This window comes from Sphingopyxis sp. (assembly GCF_965227415.1).
Taxonomy (GTDB): Bacteria; Pseudomonadota; Alphaproteobacteria; order Sphingomonadales; family Sphingomonadaceae; genus Sphingopyxis.
The window spans coordinates 1,600,225-1,620,667 of record NZ_OZ245749.1 but is presented as its reverse complement, the minus strand read 5'-3'; the positions used below and the strand labels follow the sequence as shown (position 1 = coordinate 1,620,667).

At 64.7% G+C, this 20,443-nt stretch carries 21 protein-coding genes and 1 tRNA gene; 10 read left to right on the top strand and 12 right to left on the bottom strand.

Going from position 1 to position 20,443, the window contains the following annotated elements; translation table 11 throughout:
* Positions 1 to 5 precede the first annotated feature (5 nt).
* Both dgcN and ACO055_RS07860 read right to left on the bottom strand, forming a co-directional pair.
* Positions 6 to 1,040, bottom strand: coding sequence for an N-acetyltransferase DgcN (gene dgcN, locus ACO055_RS07865; RefSeq protein WP_422062033.1), 1,035 nt, complete (start codon positions 1,038 to 1,040; stop codon positions 6 to 8).
* Positions 1,041 to 1,136: 96 nt separating this feature from the next.
* Positions 1,137 to 2,021 (bottom strand): LysR family transcriptional regulator, encoded by an 885-nt coding sequence (locus ACO055_RS07860; protein WP_422062032.1) that lies wholly within the window; start codon positions 2,019 to 2,021, stop codon positions 1,137 to 1,139.
* 225 nt (positions 2,022 to 2,246) lie between these two features.
* Here ACO055_RS07860 and ACO055_RS07855 point away from each other — a divergent pair, with 225 nt between their 5' ends.
* The gene (locus tag ACO055_RS07855; RefSeq protein WP_422062031.1) at positions 2,247 to 3,920 is read left to right on the top strand and encodes an N-acyl-D-amino-acid deacylase family protein; all 1,674 of its coding nucleotides are present in this window, start codon (positions 2,247 to 2,249) and stop codon (positions 3,918 to 3,920) included.
* Between the two features lie 62 nt (positions 3,921 to 3,982).
* Here ACO055_RS07855 and ACO055_RS07850 read toward each other — a convergent pair whose 3' ends face one another.
* The 7 genes from ACO055_RS07850 to ACO055_RS07820 all read right to left on the bottom strand — a co-directional run bounded on the left by ACO055_RS07850 (position 3,983) and on the right by ACO055_RS07820 (position 10,311).
* On the bottom strand, positions 3,983 to 4,240 hold the full coding sequence (locus tag ACO055_RS07850; RefSeq protein WP_422062030.1) for a hypothetical protein: 258 nt from the start codon (positions 4,238 to 4,240) through the stop codon (positions 3,983 to 3,985).
* Positions 4,241 to 4,310: 70 nt separating this feature from the next.
* Positions 4,311 to 5,519, bottom strand: coding sequence for an NAD(P)/FAD-dependent oxidoreductase (locus tag ACO055_RS07845; RefSeq protein ID WP_422062029.1), 1,209 nt, complete (start codon positions 5,517 to 5,519; stop codon positions 4,311 to 4,313).
* A 154-nt stretch (positions 5,520 to 5,673) separates the two neighbouring features.
* Positions 5,674 to 6,216, bottom strand: a complete 543-nt coding sequence (locus tag ACO055_RS07840; protein ID WP_422062028.1) for an RrF2 family transcriptional regulator — start codon at positions 6,214 to 6,216, stop codon at positions 5,674 to 5,676.
* Positions 6,217 to 6,360: 144 nt separating this feature from the next.
* Positions 6,361 to 7,473, bottom strand: coding sequence for an MBL fold metallo-hydrolase (locus tag ACO055_RS07835; protein WP_422062027.1), 1,113 nt, complete (start codon positions 7,471 to 7,473; stop codon positions 6,361 to 6,363).
* Positions 7,474 to 7,983: 510 nt separating this feature from the next.
* A complete protein-coding gene (locus ACO055_RS07830; protein ID WP_422062026.1) occupies positions 7,984 to 9,090 on the bottom strand; it encodes a helix-turn-helix transcriptional regulator in 1,107 nt (368 codons plus the stop codon).
* 250 nt (positions 9,091 to 9,340) lie between these two features.
* Positions 9,341 to 9,416: transfer RNA gene (locus ACO055_RS07825), tRNA-Thr, on the bottom strand.
* Positions 9,417 to 9,438: 22 nt separating this feature from the next.
* Entirely contained in the window at positions 9,439 to 10,311 is an 873-nt protein-coding gene (locus ACO055_RS07820; RefSeq protein ID WP_422062025.1) for a hypothetical protein, read from the bottom strand.
* A gap of 65 nt (positions 10,312 to 10,376) precedes the next feature.
* Here ACO055_RS07820 and ACO055_RS07815 point away from each other — a divergent pair, with 65 nt between their 5' ends.
* The 9 genes from ACO055_RS07815 (at position 10,377) to ACO055_RS07775 (ending at position 17,166) form a co-directional block, all read left to right on the top strand.
* Positions 10,377 to 10,955, top strand: a complete 579-nt coding sequence (locus ACO055_RS07815) for a NifU family protein (protein ID WP_422062024.1) — start codon at positions 10,377 to 10,379, stop codon at positions 10,953 to 10,955.
* A 22-nt stretch (positions 10,956 to 10,977) separates the two neighbouring features.
* A complete protein-coding gene (locus ACO055_RS07810) occupies positions 10,978 to 11,571 on the top strand; it encodes a malonic semialdehyde reductase (protein WP_422062023.1) in 594 nt (197 codons plus the stop codon).
* On the top strand, positions 11,564 to 12,190 hold the full coding sequence (tsaB, locus tag ACO055_RS07805) for a tRNA (adenosine(37)-N6)-threonylcarbamoyltransferase complex dimerization subunit type 1 TsaB (RefSeq protein WP_422062022.1): 627 nt from the start codon (positions 11,564 to 11,566) through the stop codon (positions 12,188 to 12,190). Before ACO055_RS07810 ends, tsaB begins: the two co-directional genes overlap by 8 nt.
* Before the next feature lie 53 nt (positions 12,191 to 12,243).
* Positions 12,244 to 12,654, top strand: coding sequence for a GNAT family N-acetyltransferase (locus ACO055_RS07800; protein WP_422062021.1), 411 nt, complete (start codon positions 12,244 to 12,246; stop codon positions 12,652 to 12,654).
* A 129-nt stretch (positions 12,655 to 12,783) separates the two neighbouring features.
* The gene (locus tag ACO055_RS07795) at positions 12,784 to 13,215 is read left to right on the top strand and encodes a MucR family transcriptional regulator (protein WP_422062020.1); all 432 of its coding nucleotides are present in this window, start codon (positions 12,784 to 12,786) and stop codon (positions 13,213 to 13,215) included.
* A gap of 125 nt (positions 13,216 to 13,340) precedes the next feature.
* Positions 13,341 to 13,763, top strand: coding sequence for a Fur family transcriptional regulator (locus ACO055_RS07790; protein WP_422062019.1), 423 nt, complete (start codon positions 13,341 to 13,343; stop codon positions 13,761 to 13,763).
* A complete protein-coding gene (locus tag ACO055_RS07785; RefSeq protein ID WP_422062018.1) occupies positions 13,735 to 14,622 on the top strand; it encodes a lysophospholipid acyltransferase family protein in 888 nt (295 codons plus the stop codon). Before ACO055_RS07790 ends, ACO055_RS07785 begins: the two co-directional genes overlap by 29 nt.
* 103 nt (positions 14,623 to 14,725) lie before the next feature.
* Entirely contained in the window at positions 14,726 to 16,012 is a 1,287-nt protein-coding gene (miaB, locus tag ACO055_RS07780) for a tRNA (N6-isopentenyl adenosine(37)-C2)-methylthiotransferase MiaB (protein ID WP_422062441.1), read from the top strand.
* Positions 16,013 to 16,158: 146 nt separating this feature from the next.
* Positions 16,159 to 17,166 carry a PhoH family protein gene (locus ACO055_RS07775; protein ID WP_422062016.1) on the top strand — a complete coding sequence of 336 codons (1,008 nt, stop codon included), beginning with the start codon at positions 16,159 to 16,161 and terminating at the stop codon, positions 17,164 to 17,166.
* A 41-nt stretch (positions 17,167 to 17,207) separates the two neighbouring features.
* Here ACO055_RS07775 and ACO055_RS07770 read toward each other — a convergent pair whose 3' ends face one another.
* The 3 genes from ACO055_RS07770 to ACO055_RS07760 are packed head-to-tail and all read right to left on the bottom strand — an operon-like array spanning position 17,208 to position 20,333.
* Complete coding sequence (locus ACO055_RS07770) at positions 17,208 to 18,359, bottom strand: hypothetical protein (RefSeq protein ID WP_422062015.1); 1,152 nt, start codon at positions 18,357 to 18,359, stop codon at positions 17,208 to 17,210.
* Between the two features lie 4 nt (positions 18,360 to 18,363).
* Positions 18,364 to 19,356, bottom strand: a complete 993-nt coding sequence (locus ACO055_RS07765) for a hypothetical protein (RefSeq protein WP_422062014.1) — start codon at positions 19,354 to 19,356, stop codon at positions 18,364 to 18,366.
* A gap of 2 nt (positions 19,357 to 19,358) precedes the next feature.
* Positions 19,359 to 20,333: a toll/interleukin-1 receptor domain-containing protein gene (locus ACO055_RS07760; protein ID WP_422062013.1), complete on the bottom strand. Its 975-nt coding sequence runs from the start codon at positions 20,331 to 20,333 to the stop codon at positions 19,359 to 19,361.
* Positions 20,334 to 20,443: the final 110 nt, after the last annotated feature.

Genomic DNA, 20,443 nt, shown 5'->3' with positions numbered 1-20,443 from the left:
GGGGGTCAGGCGGTTTCGGCAACGCTGGGCGCGGCGACATCGGTGCCGAGCAGCCGGTCGAGAATCGTTTCGACGCCAAAGCGATAGGGGTCGCTTGTCGGAAGCCCGAATTCAGCCTCGGTTGCGCGGCACAATGCCCGGGCCTCGTCCTCGGGCATTGCCGACGTATTGAGCGCGATGCCCACGACCCTGACGTCGGCGCTGGTCAGCCGCGCTACACGCAGATTGGCTTCGATGGTCTCGGCAATGCCGGGCAACGGATAGTGCGGCAGGCCGCGCATATGCGGGCGCACCGGGTCATGGCACAGGACGAGCGCATCGGGCTGGGCGCCGTGCAACAGTCCCGTCGACACGCCGGCGAAGGAGGGGTGATAGAGCGAACCCTGCCCTTCGACGAGGTCCCATCCATCGTCGGTGCGGGCCGGCGAAATCTGTTCGATCGCGCCCGAGATGAAGTCGGCGACCACGGCATCGAGCGGGACCCCGTCGCCGGCAACCAGGATACCCGTCTGTCCCGTCGCGCGGAAATCGGCAGCAACACCGCGCTTTTCGAGCGCGCTCGCAAGGCAGAGCGTCGTGTACATCTTGCCGACCGAACAGTCGGTGCCGACGGTCAGCAGCCTTTTGCCCGCACGCGGCTTGCCGGTGCCGATCGGAATATCGGGCCGCGGATCGCGCACATCGTGGAGCTTGCGGCCGAGCCGCGCCGCGGTCTCGACCAGCCGAGGTTCGGCGTTGAGCCGGTGGTGCAGACCCGATGCGATGTCGAGTCCGGCCTCCATCGCGGCGAGCGCATCGAGGATCAGATCCTCGCCGAGCTTGCCACCCGCATTGGCGATGCCCAGCACCAACGTCCGCGCGCCGGCGGCGCGCGCCGCTGCGAAATCCATGCGCGGCAGGCCCAGCGTCAGCGCGCAATCGTCGTGCCGATATTCGCCGATCGAGATGTCGGGCCGGAACACGGCAAGTCCGCGCGAGGTCTTGATATCGGCGGGGTCGCTCGAATGGCCGAGGTAGAGAAGATAGGGCGTTTCGATCATGGATCAGAGTAACCTGCGTGACGATAGAAGCGCCGATCCTAATCCCACCTGCTTCCGCGCCCCAATATCTAGCGCCTCCTATCCTATAGCCTGATGCTATAGACCTTCGAGCACCGTCGCGAGGACCGCGAGGAAGGCCGACGCCGTTTTCGACGGCGGCCGGTTCTGCAGATAGACGGCGTTGATGTCGAACGTGATCGCGGGCTGCAACGGGCGGCACGAAAGCCCGGGCGGCAGCGCGGCATGCGCGGTGAAATTGTCGACGATCGCCATGCCCACCCCGGCATTCACCAGCGCCGCCGCAACATAATAGGTGCGCGCCGACACCACTTCGTCGAGCACCACTTCCAGCCGGCTGAGCTCGCTCGACAGCATCCGTCCGATCGGTCCGCTCTGGACCGGACTGATGAACTTGTGCCCGCACAACTCGTCGAGGTGCAGGCGCGCCGGGGCGCCGGGCATATCCTCTTCGCGGTAGATGACAACCAGCTCGCCCTCGCCGATAACCTGGTGCGCGACGGGGGCGGACAGCGGCACTTCGAAGCTGATCGCTATGTCGGTCTCGTGCTCATAGAGTTTGCGCACCATTTCGTCGTGATGCAGCGTCTGAAGGTCGAACATGACATCGTCATGATCGCCGAGGAACCGCGACACGGCGTCGGGCACCGCGCCCAGACCCAGCGAAGGCAAGGCGGAAATCCTGAGCAGCCCGCCGCGTCCGTGACGCAAATTCTGGCAGGCCTGGCGCAGCGACCGCACGCGATCCTGAATGTCCGACACTTCGGCGAACAGCGTGTGGGCATCCTGCGTCGGGATCAGCCGACCCTTGGACCGTTCGAACAGGGTCAGGCCGATCGAGCGTTCGGCATGGCGCAGCACCTTCGTTACCGACGGCTGCGATACATTCAGCGATCGGGCGGCGGCGCTGACCGTGCCGTGCAGGAAAACGGCGTGGAAGATCTCGATCTGGCGCAGGTTCATGTCATGCTCGCCTCAAAGATACAGTCATAGGGCGCCCCCTTTGGTCCGTTGGTCCAGGCCGGACATCTGCCACAGCTGAAGCGGCTATGCCATCTGGTTATAGGGGCTGCAACAGCACTCGACTGGACCCGGGACGCGCATTGGGGTCATGCTCGCACGAAGACATTTGATCGGCCCCGCACACGCCGAACCTTTTGCGCCATCGCTCATGGAAGGACCCCGCCGATGTCATCCCCGCTCGCCCCGCATTCCGTTCGCCGCGCGATCGGTTCGATTGCCGCGATGGCGGCGTTGCTGTGCGTCGCGGGCGCGACTGCGCGGGCGGGCGACGCCGGGGCGGACGCGCGGGCGGACGAGGCGGCCGACGTGATCATCCGCGGCGGGACGATCCATGACGGCAGCGACGGCGAGCCCTTCATCGGCGACGTTGCGATCCGCGGGGACCGGATTGTCTATGTCGGCCCAAAGGGGCGCATGTCGGCGGGCCGTATCCTCGACGCCAAGGGCATGATCGTCGCTCCCGGTTTCATCGACCCGCACACGCACGCCGACAGCTTCATCCGCTCGCCCGACAAGACGGTGCGTATCAATGCCGCCTGGCTGGATCAGGGCGTCAGCACCGTGATGATCGGGGTCGATGGGTCGGGCACGCCCGATGTTGCTGCGGACGCGGGTCGACTCGCGGCGTCGGGCATCGGGACGAATATCGTCTCGTTCGTCGGTTTCGGACCCGTTCGCGAGCGGGTGCTGGGCCAGGATGCCCGCGCTCCGACCGCGGCGGAACTGGGCCGGATGAAGGCGCTGGTGACCAAGGGCATGTGCGAAGGAGCGGTGGGCCTGTCCACCGGACTTTTCTATGCGCCACAGAGCTTTGCCACCACCGGCGAGGTCGTTGCGGTCGCGCGCGAGGCGGCGATCCGCGGCGGCCTTTACGACACCCATCAGCGGGACGAGTCGAGCTATAGCATCGGCTTGCTCGGCTCGGTCGAGGAAGCCATCGAGATCGGACGGCAGGCAGGAATGCCGGTTCATTTCGCCCATCTCAAGGCGCTCGGCGTCGACGTCCATGGGCAGGCCGGCGCGGTGATCGCCGCGATCGACGCGGCGCGCGCCACAGGCGTCGATGTGACGGCGGATCAATATCCCTGGCTGGCGTCGGGGTCGAGCCTCGATGCATCGCTTTTGCCACGCTGGGCCGTCGATGGTGGCGGGTCGGCGTTGCTGAAGCGACTCGATGATCCTGTGACACTGGCGCGGATCCGCAACGAAATGCAGGATAATCTGCGTCGGCGCGGGGGAGCCGCCGCGTTGTTATTGATCGCGCAGGGCTTCCCCTGGACGGGACGAACACTCGAGCAGGTCGCGCGCGAGTGGAAGATGGACAGCCGCGATGCGGCGCTGCAAATCATCCGGCAAAGCGTCGCGGCGGGCGATACGGGGCCGAAGAGCGGGGGCGCCGCAGTGGCGTCGTTCAACATGGCCCAGGCCGACGTCGATCTGCTGATGAAGCAGCCGTGGATGGTGACGTCGTCCGACGGATCGGACGGCCACCCGCGCATGTTCGCGACCTTCCCCGAAAAATATGTCCGCTATGTCCGCGAGCGGAAGGTCATCGATCTGCGAAGCTTTATCCGGCAATCGACGGGGCGCACGGCGGATATCTACAAGCTCGACAGGCGCGGTTATCTACGTCCGGGCTATTTCGCCGACGTGCTCGTCTTCGATCCCGCCCGATATGCCCCGCGCGCCGACTATGTGCGCCCGCGCGAGCTGAGCGTCGGCGTCCGAAAGCTGTACGTCAACGGCGCGCTGGCCGTCGATGACAGCCACACCACCGGCGTCGCCGCAGGCCGCGCCCTGTTGCGGCCCCGACCACCGGGCTGCAGCGATCGCGGGTGACGGCGCGCAAAGGTTACCGGAATTGACCAGCACACGAGTTGGCAGCCACACAATTGCCAGGCCTATCTGACCGGCTTGCGGAAAACTCTGACGGACGGTGGCTGAGCGCCAAATCCGGATCTCTCATAGGACGAATTGCCGACGACCAGTTGACGCCTGATTTGGCTCAAGGCCAATCCGGCGAGCATCAGGATCATCCCCGTCAGACCGGCGATCACCACCGTCTGACCCAGCAGCTGCGACCGCTCGGAACCCAGGCGGCGAAGGGTCGATGCGCCGAAAGAGATGAGCTTGCAAATTTGCAGATAGAGCAGGCCCATGGCGGCTCTCCTTGTAAAGCGAGCGCAACCGGCGCTTCCGTCGTGTCGGAAGCGCCGGTCGGTCTTGCGATCAGGGGACGATCACGAAGTCGGGGTTGGCGACCGCGAAGACGGCATCGCGATCGGCGGCGGGGGGATAGATCCACACCGTGTTGATCTCCTGCTTGATCTTCTTGCCCTCGGCGCGGGTGAAGCGGACTTGGCGGTCCCAGCCCTCGGTATAGAGCGCGCCCCATTCGCCGAGATCGAGGCAGGTCACATATTTCGGCTGGCTATAGGGATGCAGCGGCAGCCCGACGAGTTCGGCAGCAGCATTGTGCCCCGCGACGCGGCCGAGGCTCATTGCATGCTGGCACGACATGGGGTTGAAATTGCCCAGGTCGTCGGTCGGCACCTTGACCGTGTCGCCGGTAACGAAGACGCCGTCGGCGGCGGGCGCTCGCAGATATGCATCGCCGATCACACGACCGAGCGGGTCGTGCTCGCCGGGCAATTGGACGGCGAGATCGCTGGCGCGCATCCCGGCGGTCCACACCACGGTATTGGTCGCGATCCTTTCGCCCGACGAAAGCGTGACGCTGTCGGCGTCGACCGCGGTGACGCGGACGCCGGCACGGCTTTCGACACCCGTTTCGACGAGCGCTTCGGTGATCTGAGCCAGTGCGTCGGGCCCGAACTGCGCGCCGATTTCGGGCGCATTGTCGACGATGACGACGCGGAAACCGGCATCCTGGCCCAGCGCCGCACGAAGCCGGATCGGCTTTTCGGTTGCGGTTTCAAGGCCGGTCAGGCCGCCGCCCGCAACGACAACTGTGTTGCGCGCGTCACTGTCGGGCCGGCTCGCCAGCGCCTTCAGGTGCGCGTCGAGGGCGTAGGCCGTCTCGAGCTGGTCGGTCTCGAAGCCGTGCTCGGCCAGGCCGGGGATGTCGGGACGGAACAGCTGGCTGCCCGCCGCGAGGACGAAGCGGTCGTAATCGAGGGTCTGGCGAGTGCCGTCGGCCGCCGCGACGCTGATCGTGCGCGCAACATTATCGACGCTTTCGACCCAGCCCGCGACATGGCGCACGCCAACGGCGGCGAGCAGGGCGGTCAGGTCGGGGTCCATATTTTCGAGCACCGCTTCATAGAGACGCGGGCGGATGGCGAGGGTCGGAACGGGCGATACGATGGTCACTTCGACCTCTCCCTCCTTGCCAGCGAGCGCAATGGCGCGAACGGCCGAGATCGAGGCCCAGAGTCCGGCAAAACCCGAACCGGCGATGATGATTTTCTGTGTCATGCTACTTCTCCTTGGATGTGCCGGACGCAGATCATCGGTCCGCCGCGCCGGCAAACAGGGCGCGTGGATGCTTTCCCGGGTGCGTCCGACATGCGGCCGAGAAAGAAATTCAATGGAGGCTCAAAGCTGCCCGCGCGGGGCGGCGGGATGCCGCTTAGGTGGGAATATCGGGCACCGACTTGTCGCGCCGGCCGGTGCGTCCGGCAGAACGGTCACTCATCCAGTTCTGGACCTGGTTCGAAAAGGTCTGGGGTGCTTTGCGATCATAGGTGGCCGACACCGATGCGAGCGTCTGCTTCGACAGGCTTTCGCGCATCGCCTTTTCGGCCTGGATCATCACCGCGTGGATCGCGCAGACGCCCTTGCTCGCCCATTCGGGCGGGCTGCCGGCGAACAGGGCACAGCGCCCGCGCACTTCCTGACAATCGAACAGCGGCTTGTCGCCCTCGATCGCGTCGACGATGTCGAGGAAGCTGATCTCGGCCGCCGGGCGACCGAGGCGATAGCCTCCGCGCACGCCTTCACTCGCCGCGACGATCCCGGCCTTTTCCAGCTTGGGGAAAATCTTGGCGAGGAAGCTCGGCGAGATGCCCTGCAGTTCGGCCAGTTCACGGCTGCTCATCGCGACATCGTCGGAACCGACGAGCCACAGCAGGCAGTGGATGCCATATTCAACGGAGGTGGTCAGATGTGCCATAACGCGGACTATATCAGTCCTCGTTTTGATGTCAAGCGGAAACAGAGATAAAGTTTGTCCGCGTTTAGGCGGCGCTCCCCATAATCCTCTTCAGACGTGCCAGGCTCTCAAAGCCGACGGTCTCCTATTGGCCAGAATTCGCCGTCATGCGATCATGAAGCGCGTACCGACGTAAGGCCGGATGACCTTCACAGGCATTTGCCGAAGAGCCTCTTCAATGAAGACCTCGCCGGTGCAGTGCATCGGGACGATGTAGTCGGGATCGATCACCTTGAAGGCTGCGACGGTTTGCCGCGCCTCCTCCTCGGTGCGCGGGCGGACGAGATGGAAGCCGCCGATCACCATATGCACCTTTGAAATGCCGCTGATTGCCTGTGCGCGCCGGACCGAATTGAGGACGCCGCGATGGCTGCACGACGCGATCACGACCAGGCCAAGCCCTTTGATTGCAAAACAGGTGGCAAGCTCATGCTCGCCGTCGTCGGTGACTTCGGCGAGATCGCGCTTGTCGCTGCGCAGCCCGGCCCTGTCGCAGCCCGTTCCCGGCCGCATCCGCGTCGGGATCGCGGTGCGCTCCGAAGTCTCGAGAGGGATGATACCCGTCGTGAACGCCTGATCGGCGATGATCTGCGGTGCTGGCGCGACGCGGACTTCGTACCCGGCCTTCGTCAGCGCCGCGCGATCGAGAACCCCCATCACGGGAGGCGGATTGCCGATCATCGCCACCCGCTCGCAGAAGGTCTCCTCCCCGCCAACGTATAAAGGCAGCGGACGACCGCGTCTTTCCGCGCTGCCCGTCAAAGCAGGAAAGCCACCGTAATGATCCAGGTGGCCGTGGCTCAAGACGGCAGCATTGATGCTCGACGGATCAATCCCGAGCATGTCCATGTTGTTTGCAAGGACTTCCGCAGTGTAACCGAAGTCCACGAGTACCCGGCGGGACTCGTCCCCGGTGCGCGAATCCGCAAGCAGTGACAGGCCGAACTCGCCCATCAAAGCCTTGGGCGACATGCGCGTATAGCCGGGGGGGCTGCCATTACCGGCACGCAGCACCTTCAGACCGGGAAGCTCCAAATCGGGAAGGAAAGGGCCGAACGTTCCGCTATCGGTGAGAACGGTCAGCGTGAGCGAGTCGACGACCGGCACGCGAAACGCCGCGTCGCTGGCGCGGAGCGGCAAGCCGGACATGGCCGCGGCCCCAATCGCCCCGGCCAGCATCGATCGGCGTGTGAGCATTCCCCTGGCTTCGGCCATCATATGCGCCTCCGAATTTCGCCCGACGCTAAACGATTGGCTGAGCATTTCCTATGGGTATGAAATTCGCGAAGGCGATCTGATGAGGCTGGAGATTGCGGAGAGATCCGGCGCTTTACTCTCGGTAGGTTCGCAGACGAACAATGTCAGTTTTCGCCTGATCACGAATCGAAGCCGCCTGTCCGCTGTCGGCCATGCAACGCGTCGTCATTAATTGGCGGAGCGCCACCCCAAAATCATGCGGCGCGGGTTTCCCATCCGAAAAGAGCCCCGCCAATCCGACGGGGCTCTTCCAGGCCGCACACAGCAATCTACTGGCGAGGACCCTCGCCCTGCCGTTCGGGGTCGCTTCGAACGGCAGGAATTTGGATGGCACCCATCCTCCGTCGCTTGTCATTGCTCTCCCGACCCCAATCGGGAACAAATGCAGCTGGAGGACCGGAGCCCCTAATCCCTTGCGAGCGGAGCTTTATTTTCGGGGGCTGCAGGGTTCATCCCCCTGCGGGGGGATACTCAACTAAGAATCGGCGCCAGCAGCCGCATCAGTCCGGCTTCGTTGTCGACCCCGCATTTCAGATAGACCTGCTTGATCTGGCCCCGAAGCGTTTCAGCCGTGACGCCGCGGTCCGAAACGATCTGAGAACGCGACTTGCCTTCGAATAGCCGCACCGCGATGTCGGCTTCGGCTGGGCTCAGTCGATATATCACAGAAAGATATTGCGTGACGCCGGCGCGATCGCGCTTTGGGCTGTCGGCGACGATGATCGCATGGGGCAGCTTGCCAAGCGACCATTCTCGCTCGGGAAGACGAAAGCCTTCGATCATCACCTGCGGCTGACCCCTGCGCGTCGAGACTTTCGTGCGGACGTGATCCAGGCCTTCCTCTGCAGTGAGGGTTTGAATGACCTGGCGGAGCGAGAAGGGCGTGCCCGCGGCATCGATCGATCGACCACTGAGCCGGATCTCCCCAGCCACCAACATCAACTCTGCGCCCGCCGAGTGGGCAAGCAGTTGTCCCCTCGCATCGATGATGAACGCGCAGACGTTGATGGCGTCGAACGCGCCGGCGAGCAGTTTCGCTTGCTCGCCCTCGAGCTTCTCCTGCAACCGCACCGCGCGGCGGGCGGCTCGTGCACCGTTGAAGAACGTCTTGCGCTGGACAGGTGTCGTTCGCCCGTCGCCACGATTTCGAAGAGTCGCCAGCCCGACAATTCCGAAATTGTCGATGACGAGATTGGTCTGGCATCCGAAGGGAATGCCGATCTCTTCGCACCAATCGAGGTAGTCGGACGAGGCGAGGCCGGGAATGACCTGATCATAGTGGTCCTCGAATAGGACGGGATCGTAAAAGCCGCGCTCGACGTGCCGATTCGATGCGGCGACGCGAAAATTATGCGTCTCCGCGCCCCATCCGCGGTTGGCGAAATGTTCGATCAGGTCGGGCCCGAAATTGGTGACAATGTTGAAGGGGATCTCCCGCGCGCCGCCGACCCCGATCAGCTGTCCGTGGCTGGAACCCGTATGGCGGGCCAGGATATCGAGCGCATCGAGCCACGTCTCAGGCTGCAGCGCAGCCTGCATGAAGAGGTCGTCCCAGTCCGGTTCCGCCCGCTGTCCCATCGCGTTCAATGCACCCCTTCGGTCGCGGGGCTAAGATCACAGGCACCCAGTCAAGTCCATCGCAGAAGCCGATAATATCGCTTTGGAATCCGGTTTTTGCGATGAGTCGATGTCCCATTTTTGCAAAGGCCATAATCGCTTCTTCCCTTCGCTCGCGAAGTACGGCGCCTGGCACAAGCGATCGGAACATCGGCGCCGTTACGGCCCCATCGGAAGATGTTAAACTTTTGAAGTGAAACGCAAAAATCCGTGGTGCCGGCTGTCAGACTCGAACTGACGACCTACCGCTTACAAGGCGGTTGCTCTACCAACTGAGCTAAGCCGGCACGGCGCGTTTCGCCCTTTGCTTCAAATGATGCCGAAGGTCCAGCTTTCGGTTGCGGCGAGCGCATCGGACAGGGGCGAGGGCGACCAAGGCCCGCTTTCGGACGCGATCGCGCGGAGCCAGGCGGCGGTCAGCAGCGCGTCGCTGGCATGGTCGCTCATCGGGCCGGCGATGCCGGTGGGCGGCGAGCCGAGGACCGCCAGCGCAGCGTCGAGCGCGGCGCCGTCGCGGATTTTGCTGCGGCCGGGCGCCATGCCCGCGGCGCGCGCAGCAAGGCTGGTGTAGATTTCGACGAGAAGCGGGCCTTTGGCAGGCACGGGATCGAGCGGCCAGAACGGAATCAGGCCGTGAAGGCGGTGGAGCAGCCGCATTCCCGCAAGGCTTCCCTTGCCGACCTGCGCCGCGCCGACGAGGTTGAAATTGCTGACGCTCGCGGCCTGTCTCGTTTCGCGCTGATGGCGTTCGACGACGCGGAGCCGGCCCGCGCCGGGCTCGTAGAGATCGCCGACATCGCCCTGTGCGTGGCGGAAGTGGCGCCGCGCTTCGGCATGCGCAAGAAAGCCGCCGACCTCATAATGCGGATCGCCCGCCGTCAGTCGCTCGACAAGGGCCCACAGCGCGCGCAGGTCGGCAGGGCTCTCATTCCATTCGGGAAAATAGGCGCCGCGATCGGCAAAGGCGAAGCCTGCCGAGAAGTCGAAGCCGATCAGCAGGTCGGCGCCCGACGTCGCGGCATCCTCCAGCCACGCCAGAATGTCGGCGCGCGACCAGATATGTGCGGGCCGAACCAGCGCGGGCGCGGCCGTTCCGCTGGCGACCGCCAAGGCGATCCCCCGTTGCCGGAGGCCGCGCGCGCCCGACCAGTCGAGCGCGGCGAAATGAGTGAAACGGCGCATGGGGCCTGACCCTAGACCATGCCTATCATCTTGCACAAAGGGCCATTGCGTCCCACATGCGGCGCATGCTGATCGAAACCGAATCGACGCCCAATCCCGCGACGCTCAAATTTCTGCCCGGTCGGGCGGTGATGGAGGCGGGAACCCGCGATTTTGCAAGCCCCGAGGAGGCCGAAGCCTCGCCGCTGGCGACCGCGCTCTTCACGCTCGGCGACGTGACCGGGGTCTTCTTTGGCCGCGACTTCGTTTCGGTGACGATCGCGCCGGGTGCCGAATGGGCCGATGCGAAGCCCGATGTGCTGGGCATCGTGATGGATCATTTTCTGGCGAAGATGCCGCTGTTCCATCCGGGGAGTGCATCGGGCATCAGCGTTCCGGGCGAGGAGGACGCCGGCTTTGCCGACGATCCCGCCGACTCCGATGTCATCGAACAGATCAAGGAACTGATCGAAACGCGCGTTCGCCCGGCGGTCGCGAACGACGGTGGCGACATCGTCTATCGCGGTTTCGACAAGGGCAATGTGTACCTCAAGATGCAGGGCGCGTGCGCAGGTTGTCCCTCCTCGTCGGCGACGCTGAAGAATGGCATCGAATCGCTGCTCAAACATTATGTGCCCGAAGTGACGGCGGTCCACGCCGTCTAACCCATTCAAGGAGATCAAGCCGATGAGCGAGCCGCTTTCCGACAGCGCCCTCGACCAGCTCTTTCGCACCGCGCGCACCTATAATGGCTATCTCGACAAGCCGGTGTCCGAAGCGCAGCTCCACGCGATCTGGGATCTGGTGAAATATGGGCCGACCAGCGCCAACGCGCTGCCGGCACGGATCATCTGGTGCGTCTCCGGCGAAGCGAAGCAAAAGCTGGCAGCGCTGGCGCTTCCCGCCAATGGCGAGAAGATCCTGGGCGCCCCGGTCACGGCGATCATCGCGATGGATACCGAGTTCTACGAACATCTGCCCGAGCTGTTCCCGCACGCCGATGCGCGCAGCTGGTTCAAGGGCAATGACGCGCTCGCGCACGCGACGGCCTTTCGAAATTCCAGCCTGCAGGGCGCCTATTTCATTCTGGCGGCGCGCGCGCTGGGGCTCGACACGGGACCGATGTCGGGCTTCAACAACGATGCCGTCGACCAGGCGTTTTTCGCGGACACGCCGAACGTAAAGAGCAATTTCATCTCGACACTCGGCTATGGCGACCCCGCGACGATCTTTGAACGCAGCCCGCGCCCGGGCTTCGATCGCTTCAATACCATTGTCTGACGCGCGGACGCTCGTCATCGATTCCGCCAGCGAGGCCTGTTCGGTCGCGCTGGTCGAGGGCGGGCGCATCGTCGATTTTCGCCACGAAATCATCGGCCGCGGCCATGTCGAGCGGCTCGTTCCACTTATCGCCGAACTGGCGGATGGCGGGCGTGCCGCGTCGATCGCCGTGGGCTGCGGACCGGGCAGTTTCGCCGGGGTCCGTATCGGCGTCGCGGCAGCACGCGGCCTCGCGCTCGGCTGGGGTGCGGCGGCTTCGGGCTTTTCGACGCCTGCGCTCGTCGCCGCAGGCGCTGCGTCCGAGATTGCGGTCGCGGGCGGCGCTCTTGTCGTGATGGAAGGCGGGCATGGCCAATGGTTCGTCCAGCGCTTTGCCGCCGACCTGACGCCGCAGGGCGAGCTCGGCTCGATGCTTCCCGATACGGCGATCCTCGCCGACGATGGACTGATTGTCGGCAATCGCGCCGAAGCCTTCGTCGCGCGGCGCGGGTCGGGCACGGCGCTCGCGCTACTGCCCGACGCGCGGGCCTTTCTGCATTTGCCCACTGCGGCGTTCTTCGGCGAGCCGAGCCCCATCTATGGCCGCGCGCCCGATGCCAAGCCAATGGCGACGGCGTAGTGGGCGCTGGCCTCCGCCTTGCCACCGCGCGCATTGGCGATCTGTCGGCGGTCATGCGCTTGATGGAGGCTGCCTTCGATCCCGCCTATGGCGAAGCATGGAGCACCGCACAGCTCCTGACACTTTTCGCTTTGCCGTCGGCCCGCGTGTGCGTCGCGTGGGACGGCGAGCAGGCGTGCGGCTTTTCAGCGGCGCGTATTGCGGGCCCCGAAAGCGAATTGCTTCTGCTCGCGGTCGATCCCGTGCGGCGCGGCCATGGCGTCGGCGCCGCATTGATGAAGGACTGGCAAGACTGGGCGAAAGGGCAAGGCGCCGAAGACTATTTCCTTGAAATGCGTGCCGATAATGATGCCATTCATCTTTACGAGAACGTGGGCTTTTCGGAGTGCGGTCGCCGACCGGCCTATTATCGCGGCGGTGACGGGGTTCTTCGCGACGCAATTACCATGCGGAGAATCAGTTAAAGCCTTGTTTGGCAAACGTTTGCTATTGCAGAATTAGAACCAAAATGGCATGAACTCTTAATAGATGAACATGCATGCTCAATGTTCTTCACTCATCTTTTGGCGCTAGCACATAAGGAACAAGGCCCCATGTCGGATCAAGTCGATACCAATGAAATGCTCGTGACGCTGACGGCCGACATTGTCGCGGCCCATGTCAGCAACAACAGCGTCGCCATTTCCGACCTGGCCATTCTGATTAACAATGTTCATGCCGCATTGTCGAACCTTGGCGAAAAGGCGGTCGTCGTCGAAAAGCCCGTTCCCGCCGTTTCGATCCGTTCGTCGATCAAGCCCGACCACATCGTCTGCCTTGAAGATGGCAAGAAGCTGAAGATGCTGCGTCGCCATTTGATGACGCATTACGGCATGACGCCCGATGATTATCGCGCGAAATGGGGCCTGCCGGCCGATTACCCGATGGTTGCTCCCGACTATGCCGAACGGCGCCGCGTGCTCGCGAAGGAAATCGGCCTCGGCACCAAGGGGCGCGGCGGCGGCCGCAAGCGCCGCAAGGTCTGAACGCTTCGCGCGCTGACACGATCAAGGGGCGGTACCGGGAGGTGCCGCCCTTGTCCTATCGGCGAGCCGTGCTTATACAGTTTTCAGAACAAAGATCCGACTGCATCCCCGCAGGAAAGGCCCGCATGACCGGTACCATCGACCTCGAAGCTTTGTGCCACGAAAAGGGGCTGCGCATTACCGAGCAGCGTCGAATTATCGCCCGCGTGATCTCTGATTCAGAGGATCATCCCGACGTCGAGACGCTCTATGAGCGCGCCTCGAAGGTCGACAGCGGCATCTCGATCGCGACCGTCTATCGCACCGTCCGGCTGTTTGAAGAAGCGGGGATTCTCGACCGCCACGATTTCGGCGACGGCCGTTCGCGCTATGAGGCGGCGCCCGAGGCGCATCACGATCATCTGATCGACGTCGAGACCGGCAAGGTGATCGAATTCGTCGACCCCGAACTGGAGGCGCTGCAAAAGGTCATCGCCGAACGGCTGGGCTTCCGCCTCGTCGACCATCGCATGGAGCTTTATGGCGTCCGGCTCGACCGCAAGGATTGACGCTGCGGCACAGCGGGCCGCGATTGCGGCGGGGCAGCCGGCACCGATTTCGCTGAGGGGGAAGGCGCGCATCCTCTGGCGTGTGCTTCTGCTTCTCCTCTCGCTGATCATGCTGGTGCCGCTCCACTATCTCTACCGGATCGTCAGCTACGGCTCGCCCTTTCCGAAGCTGTTCCTGTTCCTTGCCGCGCGCATCGTCGGCGCGCGCGTGGTGAAGCATGGTACGCCGCTCCGCCGCGAGGTCTTCTTCATCTCGAACCATGTGAACTGGGTCGACATATTGTCGCTCGCGGGCGCGAGCGGCACGGCCTTCGTTGCCAAGGCCGAACTGGGCGACGTGCCGGTGATCGGCTGGCTCTGCCGTCTCAACCGCACCGTCTTTGTCAGCCGTGAGGATCGGGGCGGGGTCGCCGACCAGATCAACCGCCTTCGCGAAGCGCTCGCCGACAATTGGTCGGTAACGGTCTTTCCCGAAGGCACGACGACCGACGGCCAGTCGCTGTTGCCGTTCAAGACCTCGATGATGCAGGTGCTGGAGCCGCCGCCGCCGAGCGTGCTGGTCCAGCCGGTGATGCTCGACTACGGCCCGATCGCCGAGTGGATCGGATGGATCGGGGTCGAGGCGGGGATCGACAATGCCAAGCGCATCCTGGCGCGGCCCGGCACGTTCAGGCTCCACATCCATTTCCTTGAACCCTTCCATCCGCGCGACTTCCCTGGGCGCAAGGCGATCACGGCCGAAGCGCGCCGGCGGATCGAGGATGCGCTGGTCCGCGCGCTCGGCAGGCCGCTCCGGCCGTTCCCGCACGACGTCGCGCCCGTGCGCTATGAAGCCCAGAGCGAGCAGCCGACCGCATGACGGGCCGAATCCCCTTCAATTCGGCGCACTCTTGGCCTATCGGGGCGGCATGACCGCAACCCCTCCTGCCAAGACCTTCCACGTCAAATCCTTCGGCTGCCAGATGAACGTCTATGACGGCGAACGCATGGCCGAGATGCTGGGCGCCGAAGGTTATGTGGCGGCCGCCGACGGCGCCGACGCCGACCTGGTCGTGCTCAACACCTGCCACATCCGTGAAAAGGCGGCCGAAAAAGTCTATTCGGACATCGGTCGGCTCAAGCGCGCCGACGGCAGCCGTCCGACGATCGCCGTCGCCGGCTGCGTCGCGCAGGCCGAGGGTGCCGAAATCGCGCGCCGGGCCCCGACCGTGGACGTCGTGGTCGGCCCGCAGGCCTATCACCGGCTGCCCGACCTGATCGCGCGCGCTGCGCGCGGCGAGAAAGCCGTCGACCTCGACATGCCGCTCGAAAGCAAGTTTGGCGCGCTGCCGAAACGTGCTGGCGGCCAGCGCCCGACCGCCTTCCTGACCGTGCAGGAAGGCTGCGACAAATTCTGCACTTACTGCGTCGTACCCTACACGCGCGGTGCCGAGATCAGTCGGCCCTTCGCCGACCTGATTGCCGAGGCGCGCGCGCTCGTTGCGGGCGGCGCGCGCGAGATCACGCTGCTCGGCCAGAACGTCAATGCGTGGGACGGCGAGGACGACAAGGGTCGCGCGATCGGTCTTGACGGGTTGATCCGCGAACTCGCGCGCGAGGACGGGCTCGATCGCATCCGCTATACGACCAGCCATCCCAACGACATGACCGAGGGGCTGATCGCCGCGCATGGCGAGATCGACAAGCTGATGCCCTTCCTCCACCTGCCGGTGCAGGCGGGCAGCGACCGCATCCTCGCCGCGATGAATCGCAGCCACTCGGTCGACAGCTATCTGAAGGTCATCGAACGCGTCCGCGCCGTGCGCCCCGACATCGCGATCTCGGGCGACTTCATCGTCGGTTTCCCCGGTGAAACAGATGCCGATTTCGAGGCGACCCTCGATATCGTCCGCGCGACCAATTATGCGATGGCGTACAGCTTCAAATATTCGCGCCGCCCCGGAACGCCGGCGGCGACGATGGACGACCAGATCGACGACGCTCTGCTGAACGAGCGGCTCCAGCGGTTGCAGGCGCTGCTCAACGAACAGCAGCAGGCGTTCAACGCCGCGACCGTCGGCCGGACCACCCGCCTGCTGCTCGAACGCAAGGGCAAACTGGACGGCCAGCTGATCGGCAAATCGCCATGGCTTCAGTCGGTACACGTCATTGCGCCGGGCCTCGCAATCGGCGACATGGTCGATGTTCGCGTGACGTCGGCCGGTCCGAACAGCCTCGGCGCCGAAGCGCTGCTGGCGGATGTCGCCTAGGGTCCTGTCCCTGGTGCAAAGCGCGGAAGCTGTATCCGCGAAGACACACTCCGTCTCCTTCCGTCGGATTTCGAGAGCATCGGTGATGGACTCCCGCCTTCGCGTGAGTACACAGGATATAGTGCCAGCCTAGGAGATCTGCCCACGTGTCCAAACGCCCGCTGACCGCCGCATCCCCCGCCGAACCCGGCGACCGCGTCCGACTGACGGCCGAATTTGAACGAACGCAGCTATTGGGCATTTTATTTGGCGAGTTCGACCGCAATCTGGTGGGCATCGAGAATCGCCTTGGCGTTTATATCTCGGCGCGTGGCAACCGCGTGCAGATCGAGGGCGAAGCCGAAGCGGCCGCGCGCGCGCGCGACGTCCTCGTCGATCTCTATAACCGCATCGAACAGGGGCAGGAGGTCGATGCCGGAATGGTCGACGGGGTGATCGCGATGTCGGCGCAGCCGACGCTCGATGGCATCATCCGTCACGACGCGAACGAAGCGCCGCCGATCATGATCCGCACGCGCAAGAAGACGATCGTTCCCCGCGCTCCATCGCAGATTCCCTATATGCAGGCGCTCGCGCGCGAAGACATCATCTTTGCGCTCGGCCCGGCAGGCACCGGCAAGACCTATCTTGCGGTCGCGCAGGCGGTCGCCCAGCTCATCACCGGCAGCGTCCAGCGCCTGATCCTCTCGCGCCCCGCGGTCGAGGCGGGAGAAAAGCTCGGCTTCCTGCCCGGCGACATGAAGGAAAAGGTCGATCCCTATCTGCGCCCGCTCTACGACGCGCTCCACGACTGCCTGCCTGCCGAGCAGGTCGAGCGCCGGATCGCGAGCGGGGAAATCGAGATCGCGCCGCTCGCCTTCATGCGCGGACGGACGCTGGCCGATGCCTTCATCATCCTCGACGAAGCGCAGAACACGACGATCCCGCAGATGAAGATGTTCCTCACCCGCTTCGGCATGAACAGCCGCATGGTGATCTGCGGCGATCCCAAGCAGGTCGATCTGCCGATTCCCGCCAGCTCGGGCCTGGCCGACGCGGTCGGGCGGCTCGAAGGCGTCGAGGGGATCAACGTCAGCTATTTCACCAGCGCCGACGTCGTGCGCCATCCGATCGTCGGGCGCATCGTCGATGCCTATGAAGGCCCGGGAAGCTAGGCCGCCTATCGCGCGGCTTTGCGCCGTTGATATCCGGCTTGCTAACTCCCGGCCTTTTTGAACGTCACCGCTATGGAATCGTCCCTGTCATAGTCGGGCAGGATTTCGCGCGTTCCCTTGCGCACGACGCCGTCGGGCCAGCGCACCTGATAGACATAGCGCCCCGACAGAAACTGCCCGCTGCCCGTTTCGACCTCGTTCCACTTGCAGGCAAAGCGGTCCCAGATATCGAGTTTCTTCTTCGCGCATAATTTGAACGCGAACGCGCTGATGAGCAGCACTTCGCCGCCGTCAGGGCTGGTCGAAAGGACCACGGGACCGGAGGGCACCCCGCGCACTGCCCCCGTGCGCACGCGCCGCGTGCCGTTCCCCGAGAACATCCCGGCAATTGCCCACCGCGGCTCGCCTGCCATCGCTGCTGCCTTGAACACGCCGGGTCCCCTCAGCGTCCGCGTGCCGGCCTTGTCGAGAAGGACGAGCGTGTCGCCTGCCTTGAGGATGATCTTGTCGTCGCCGCGCAGCCTCTTGCCGGTCGGATATTGATCGGCCGATGGCCCGCTCGCGCGCACCGTAACGATGCTAACCGTCGCTGCGGCGGCCGGGTCCTCGCTCGCATCGGTGGGTGTCGGCACGTCTTCGGCGATCACGTTGGGCAGCCGCGATGCGCGCTGCGCAAGGCCCGCGTCGAGCGCTTTGGCAAGTTGGCGCAGCGCGGTGATTTCAAAGTCGGGCGGCGGCATCGCCGGCGCTCCCGCTGCTTCGACCAGCTGGCGTTCATAGGCGGCGAGCGGCTCGGCATAGACCGACCTGGGATAGCCGATCCGATGCATTTCCTGCCGCAGCCGCGAGATTTCGAGCGCGACATTGCCATAGCGAACCAGCGTCCGATCGCGCTCGTCGCGGTTGACGCGCAGCGGCAGGGGGGTGCGAAGATCATAGCAGCGACCGATGCCCGATGCGCAATCGTCGACGAGCAGGTCCTTGCTCCGCAAGCTTTCCCGAGCCTGTGCTTCGGCGGCGACACGCACGTCGTAATAGCCCTCGGGATACCATGGCTGCGGCTCGACCCGCTTTTCCGCCCAGCGGATATCCGTATCATCGGGAAGCTGATCTTCGCGGGCGTCAGCCGGCGCATGGCACGCCAATGCCAGCGCGATTGTTGCAGCCCGCCCAGGACGAAATGCGCGGACCATCCGATCAGCTGCCCGTCTTCTTGAAGGTCACCGTCGCGGCGGTCTCGTCGTCGTAATTGGGGACGATATCGCGCGTTCCCTTGCGCACCGTCCCGTCGGGCCATTTCACCTGATAGACATAGCGCCCTGAAAGCTGCTTCTCGATGCCGGTTTCGATCTCGGTCCACTTGCATGCGAAGCGGTCCCACGGATCGGGCTTCTTGCGCGTGCAGACCTTGAAGGCGAAGGCGTTGATCAGCAGCACTTCGCCCTGCGGCGGCACGGTCTTGACGATGACCGCGCTGCCTTCGCCTGCGCCGCAGCCGCCGTCGGCGAGCACTTTGGGCAGCTTGGGCGCGAGGCGTTGGCGGTTCGCCTCGACCGCTTCGGCGAGGAGCCGATAGGGGTCCTTGTAAAGTTCACCGTCGGCGAGATCTTCCGCGAGGGCGGCTGCCGCGGCGTCGGCCGATGCTGCCGCAGCCTCCGCGATCGCCGCCTCGTCACTGGCATCGATAATCGGCCCGGTCTCGCCGGCCGCCATCCCCTGATCCGCCGTCGCTTCGGCTATCTCCGCCTCGGTCATCGGGTCGGGCGCTGTCTTCGCTTCCTCGATCTTCGCTTTCTCGAAGGCGAGAAGCGGTCCGGCATAGACCGCAGGTGGATATTTCAGCCGCTCGAATTCGGCGCGCAGCCGCGCAACCTCCAGCGCGACGCCGCCATAGCGGGCGGTGAAGGGATCGGTGTCGTCGACGCTCACATATTCGGCGTTACAGTCGATCACGTCATAGGAAGGCGGCTCGCCGTCGCCCCAGTCCATCGTCAGATTGTCGCGCGGAAAGTCGGCCATCTGACCCTCGGCGGCGATGCGGACATCGTAATAGCCGTCGGGATACCAGCTTTGCGGAGGCACTTTCGTTTCGATCGCCTTCAGCCCCGCCGCGTCGATCGGCGCCTTCGCCATCGTCGTCACGGGCATTGCGAGCGCCGCGAGCAGCATCGTCATCCGCGCCTTGTGCATCCCTAGTCCTCCTGTTTGAGCCGGCGCGGTCCGCCGAGCCATCCCGCCACGAGCAGCGCCGCCGCTGCCGCGATCGCTGCCCACGCGCCGCCGAGCATCACCCTGACGCGCCCGATCGAATCCGCAGTCCACAGCGCTGCCGGATCATAGGCTGCATCGGCAAGCGCATCCGAGGGCAGGTCGGGGCACTCGGTTTCAAAGACCAGCCGCGCGTCGGGCGTGCAGTCCGTGCCGCGCACAAGCGGCGTGCCATTCTCGCCCGCGATGACATAAGATGAAGACGCCCAACCATAGAGCGCTCCCGCGACAAGCAGCAACGCGGCCAATGCGCCTTGCACTCCGCGCCTTGTCCACCATCGGACCTGCCCGCTGCCGACGACGCCCGCGGGGATCGCCAGCGCGAACAGCGGTACGATCCACCCCACCGGCGAGCCGGGCGGCGCAAGCCCGCCGAGCCATGCCGCGAGCAACAGCAGCGCCAGCGCCGCGCCGCCAGCGACCGAGCGCACCAGCCCGTTGTTCCACGACACGCGCTTTGCTCCGCGTGGCTTGCCCGGAATATAGTCGCGCGTCGGCCCTGCGATCAGTGTCGCGACGACATCGCCCAGCTTTGCGATATGCGCCTCGACCGGCGGCGACAGCGCGTCGAGCCAATGCGGTACGCTCATGAAATATTCCAGGCTGCGCTCGGGCACGACATCCTCGATACGAAAGGGGATGATCGGAAGGCCAAGGTGCACGGCGCGTTCGACTTCGCGCAAGATCTGCGGCGATGTGTTGGCGTGCTGCGAAAAGACCAGGACGAAGATGTTCGACGATTTCAGTCCGTCGATGATCGCCTCGCCCCATGACGTTCCGGGCACGATGTCGCGCGGCGCGATCCAGCAGCGATGCCCGCGCTCTTCCAGCAACGCACACACCATGTTCGCGACGGTGCGGTCCTTCGACGAATAGCTGATGAAGACCTGCGGCTGCATCGGTCCGTCCCCCTAGCGCCATCATGGCGCGCAGGGCGGAGCAGGGCAATGCGCGAATGTCGGAGACGACAGCAAGATTTGCCTCGAAATAAACGAAAACGAGTCGCAAT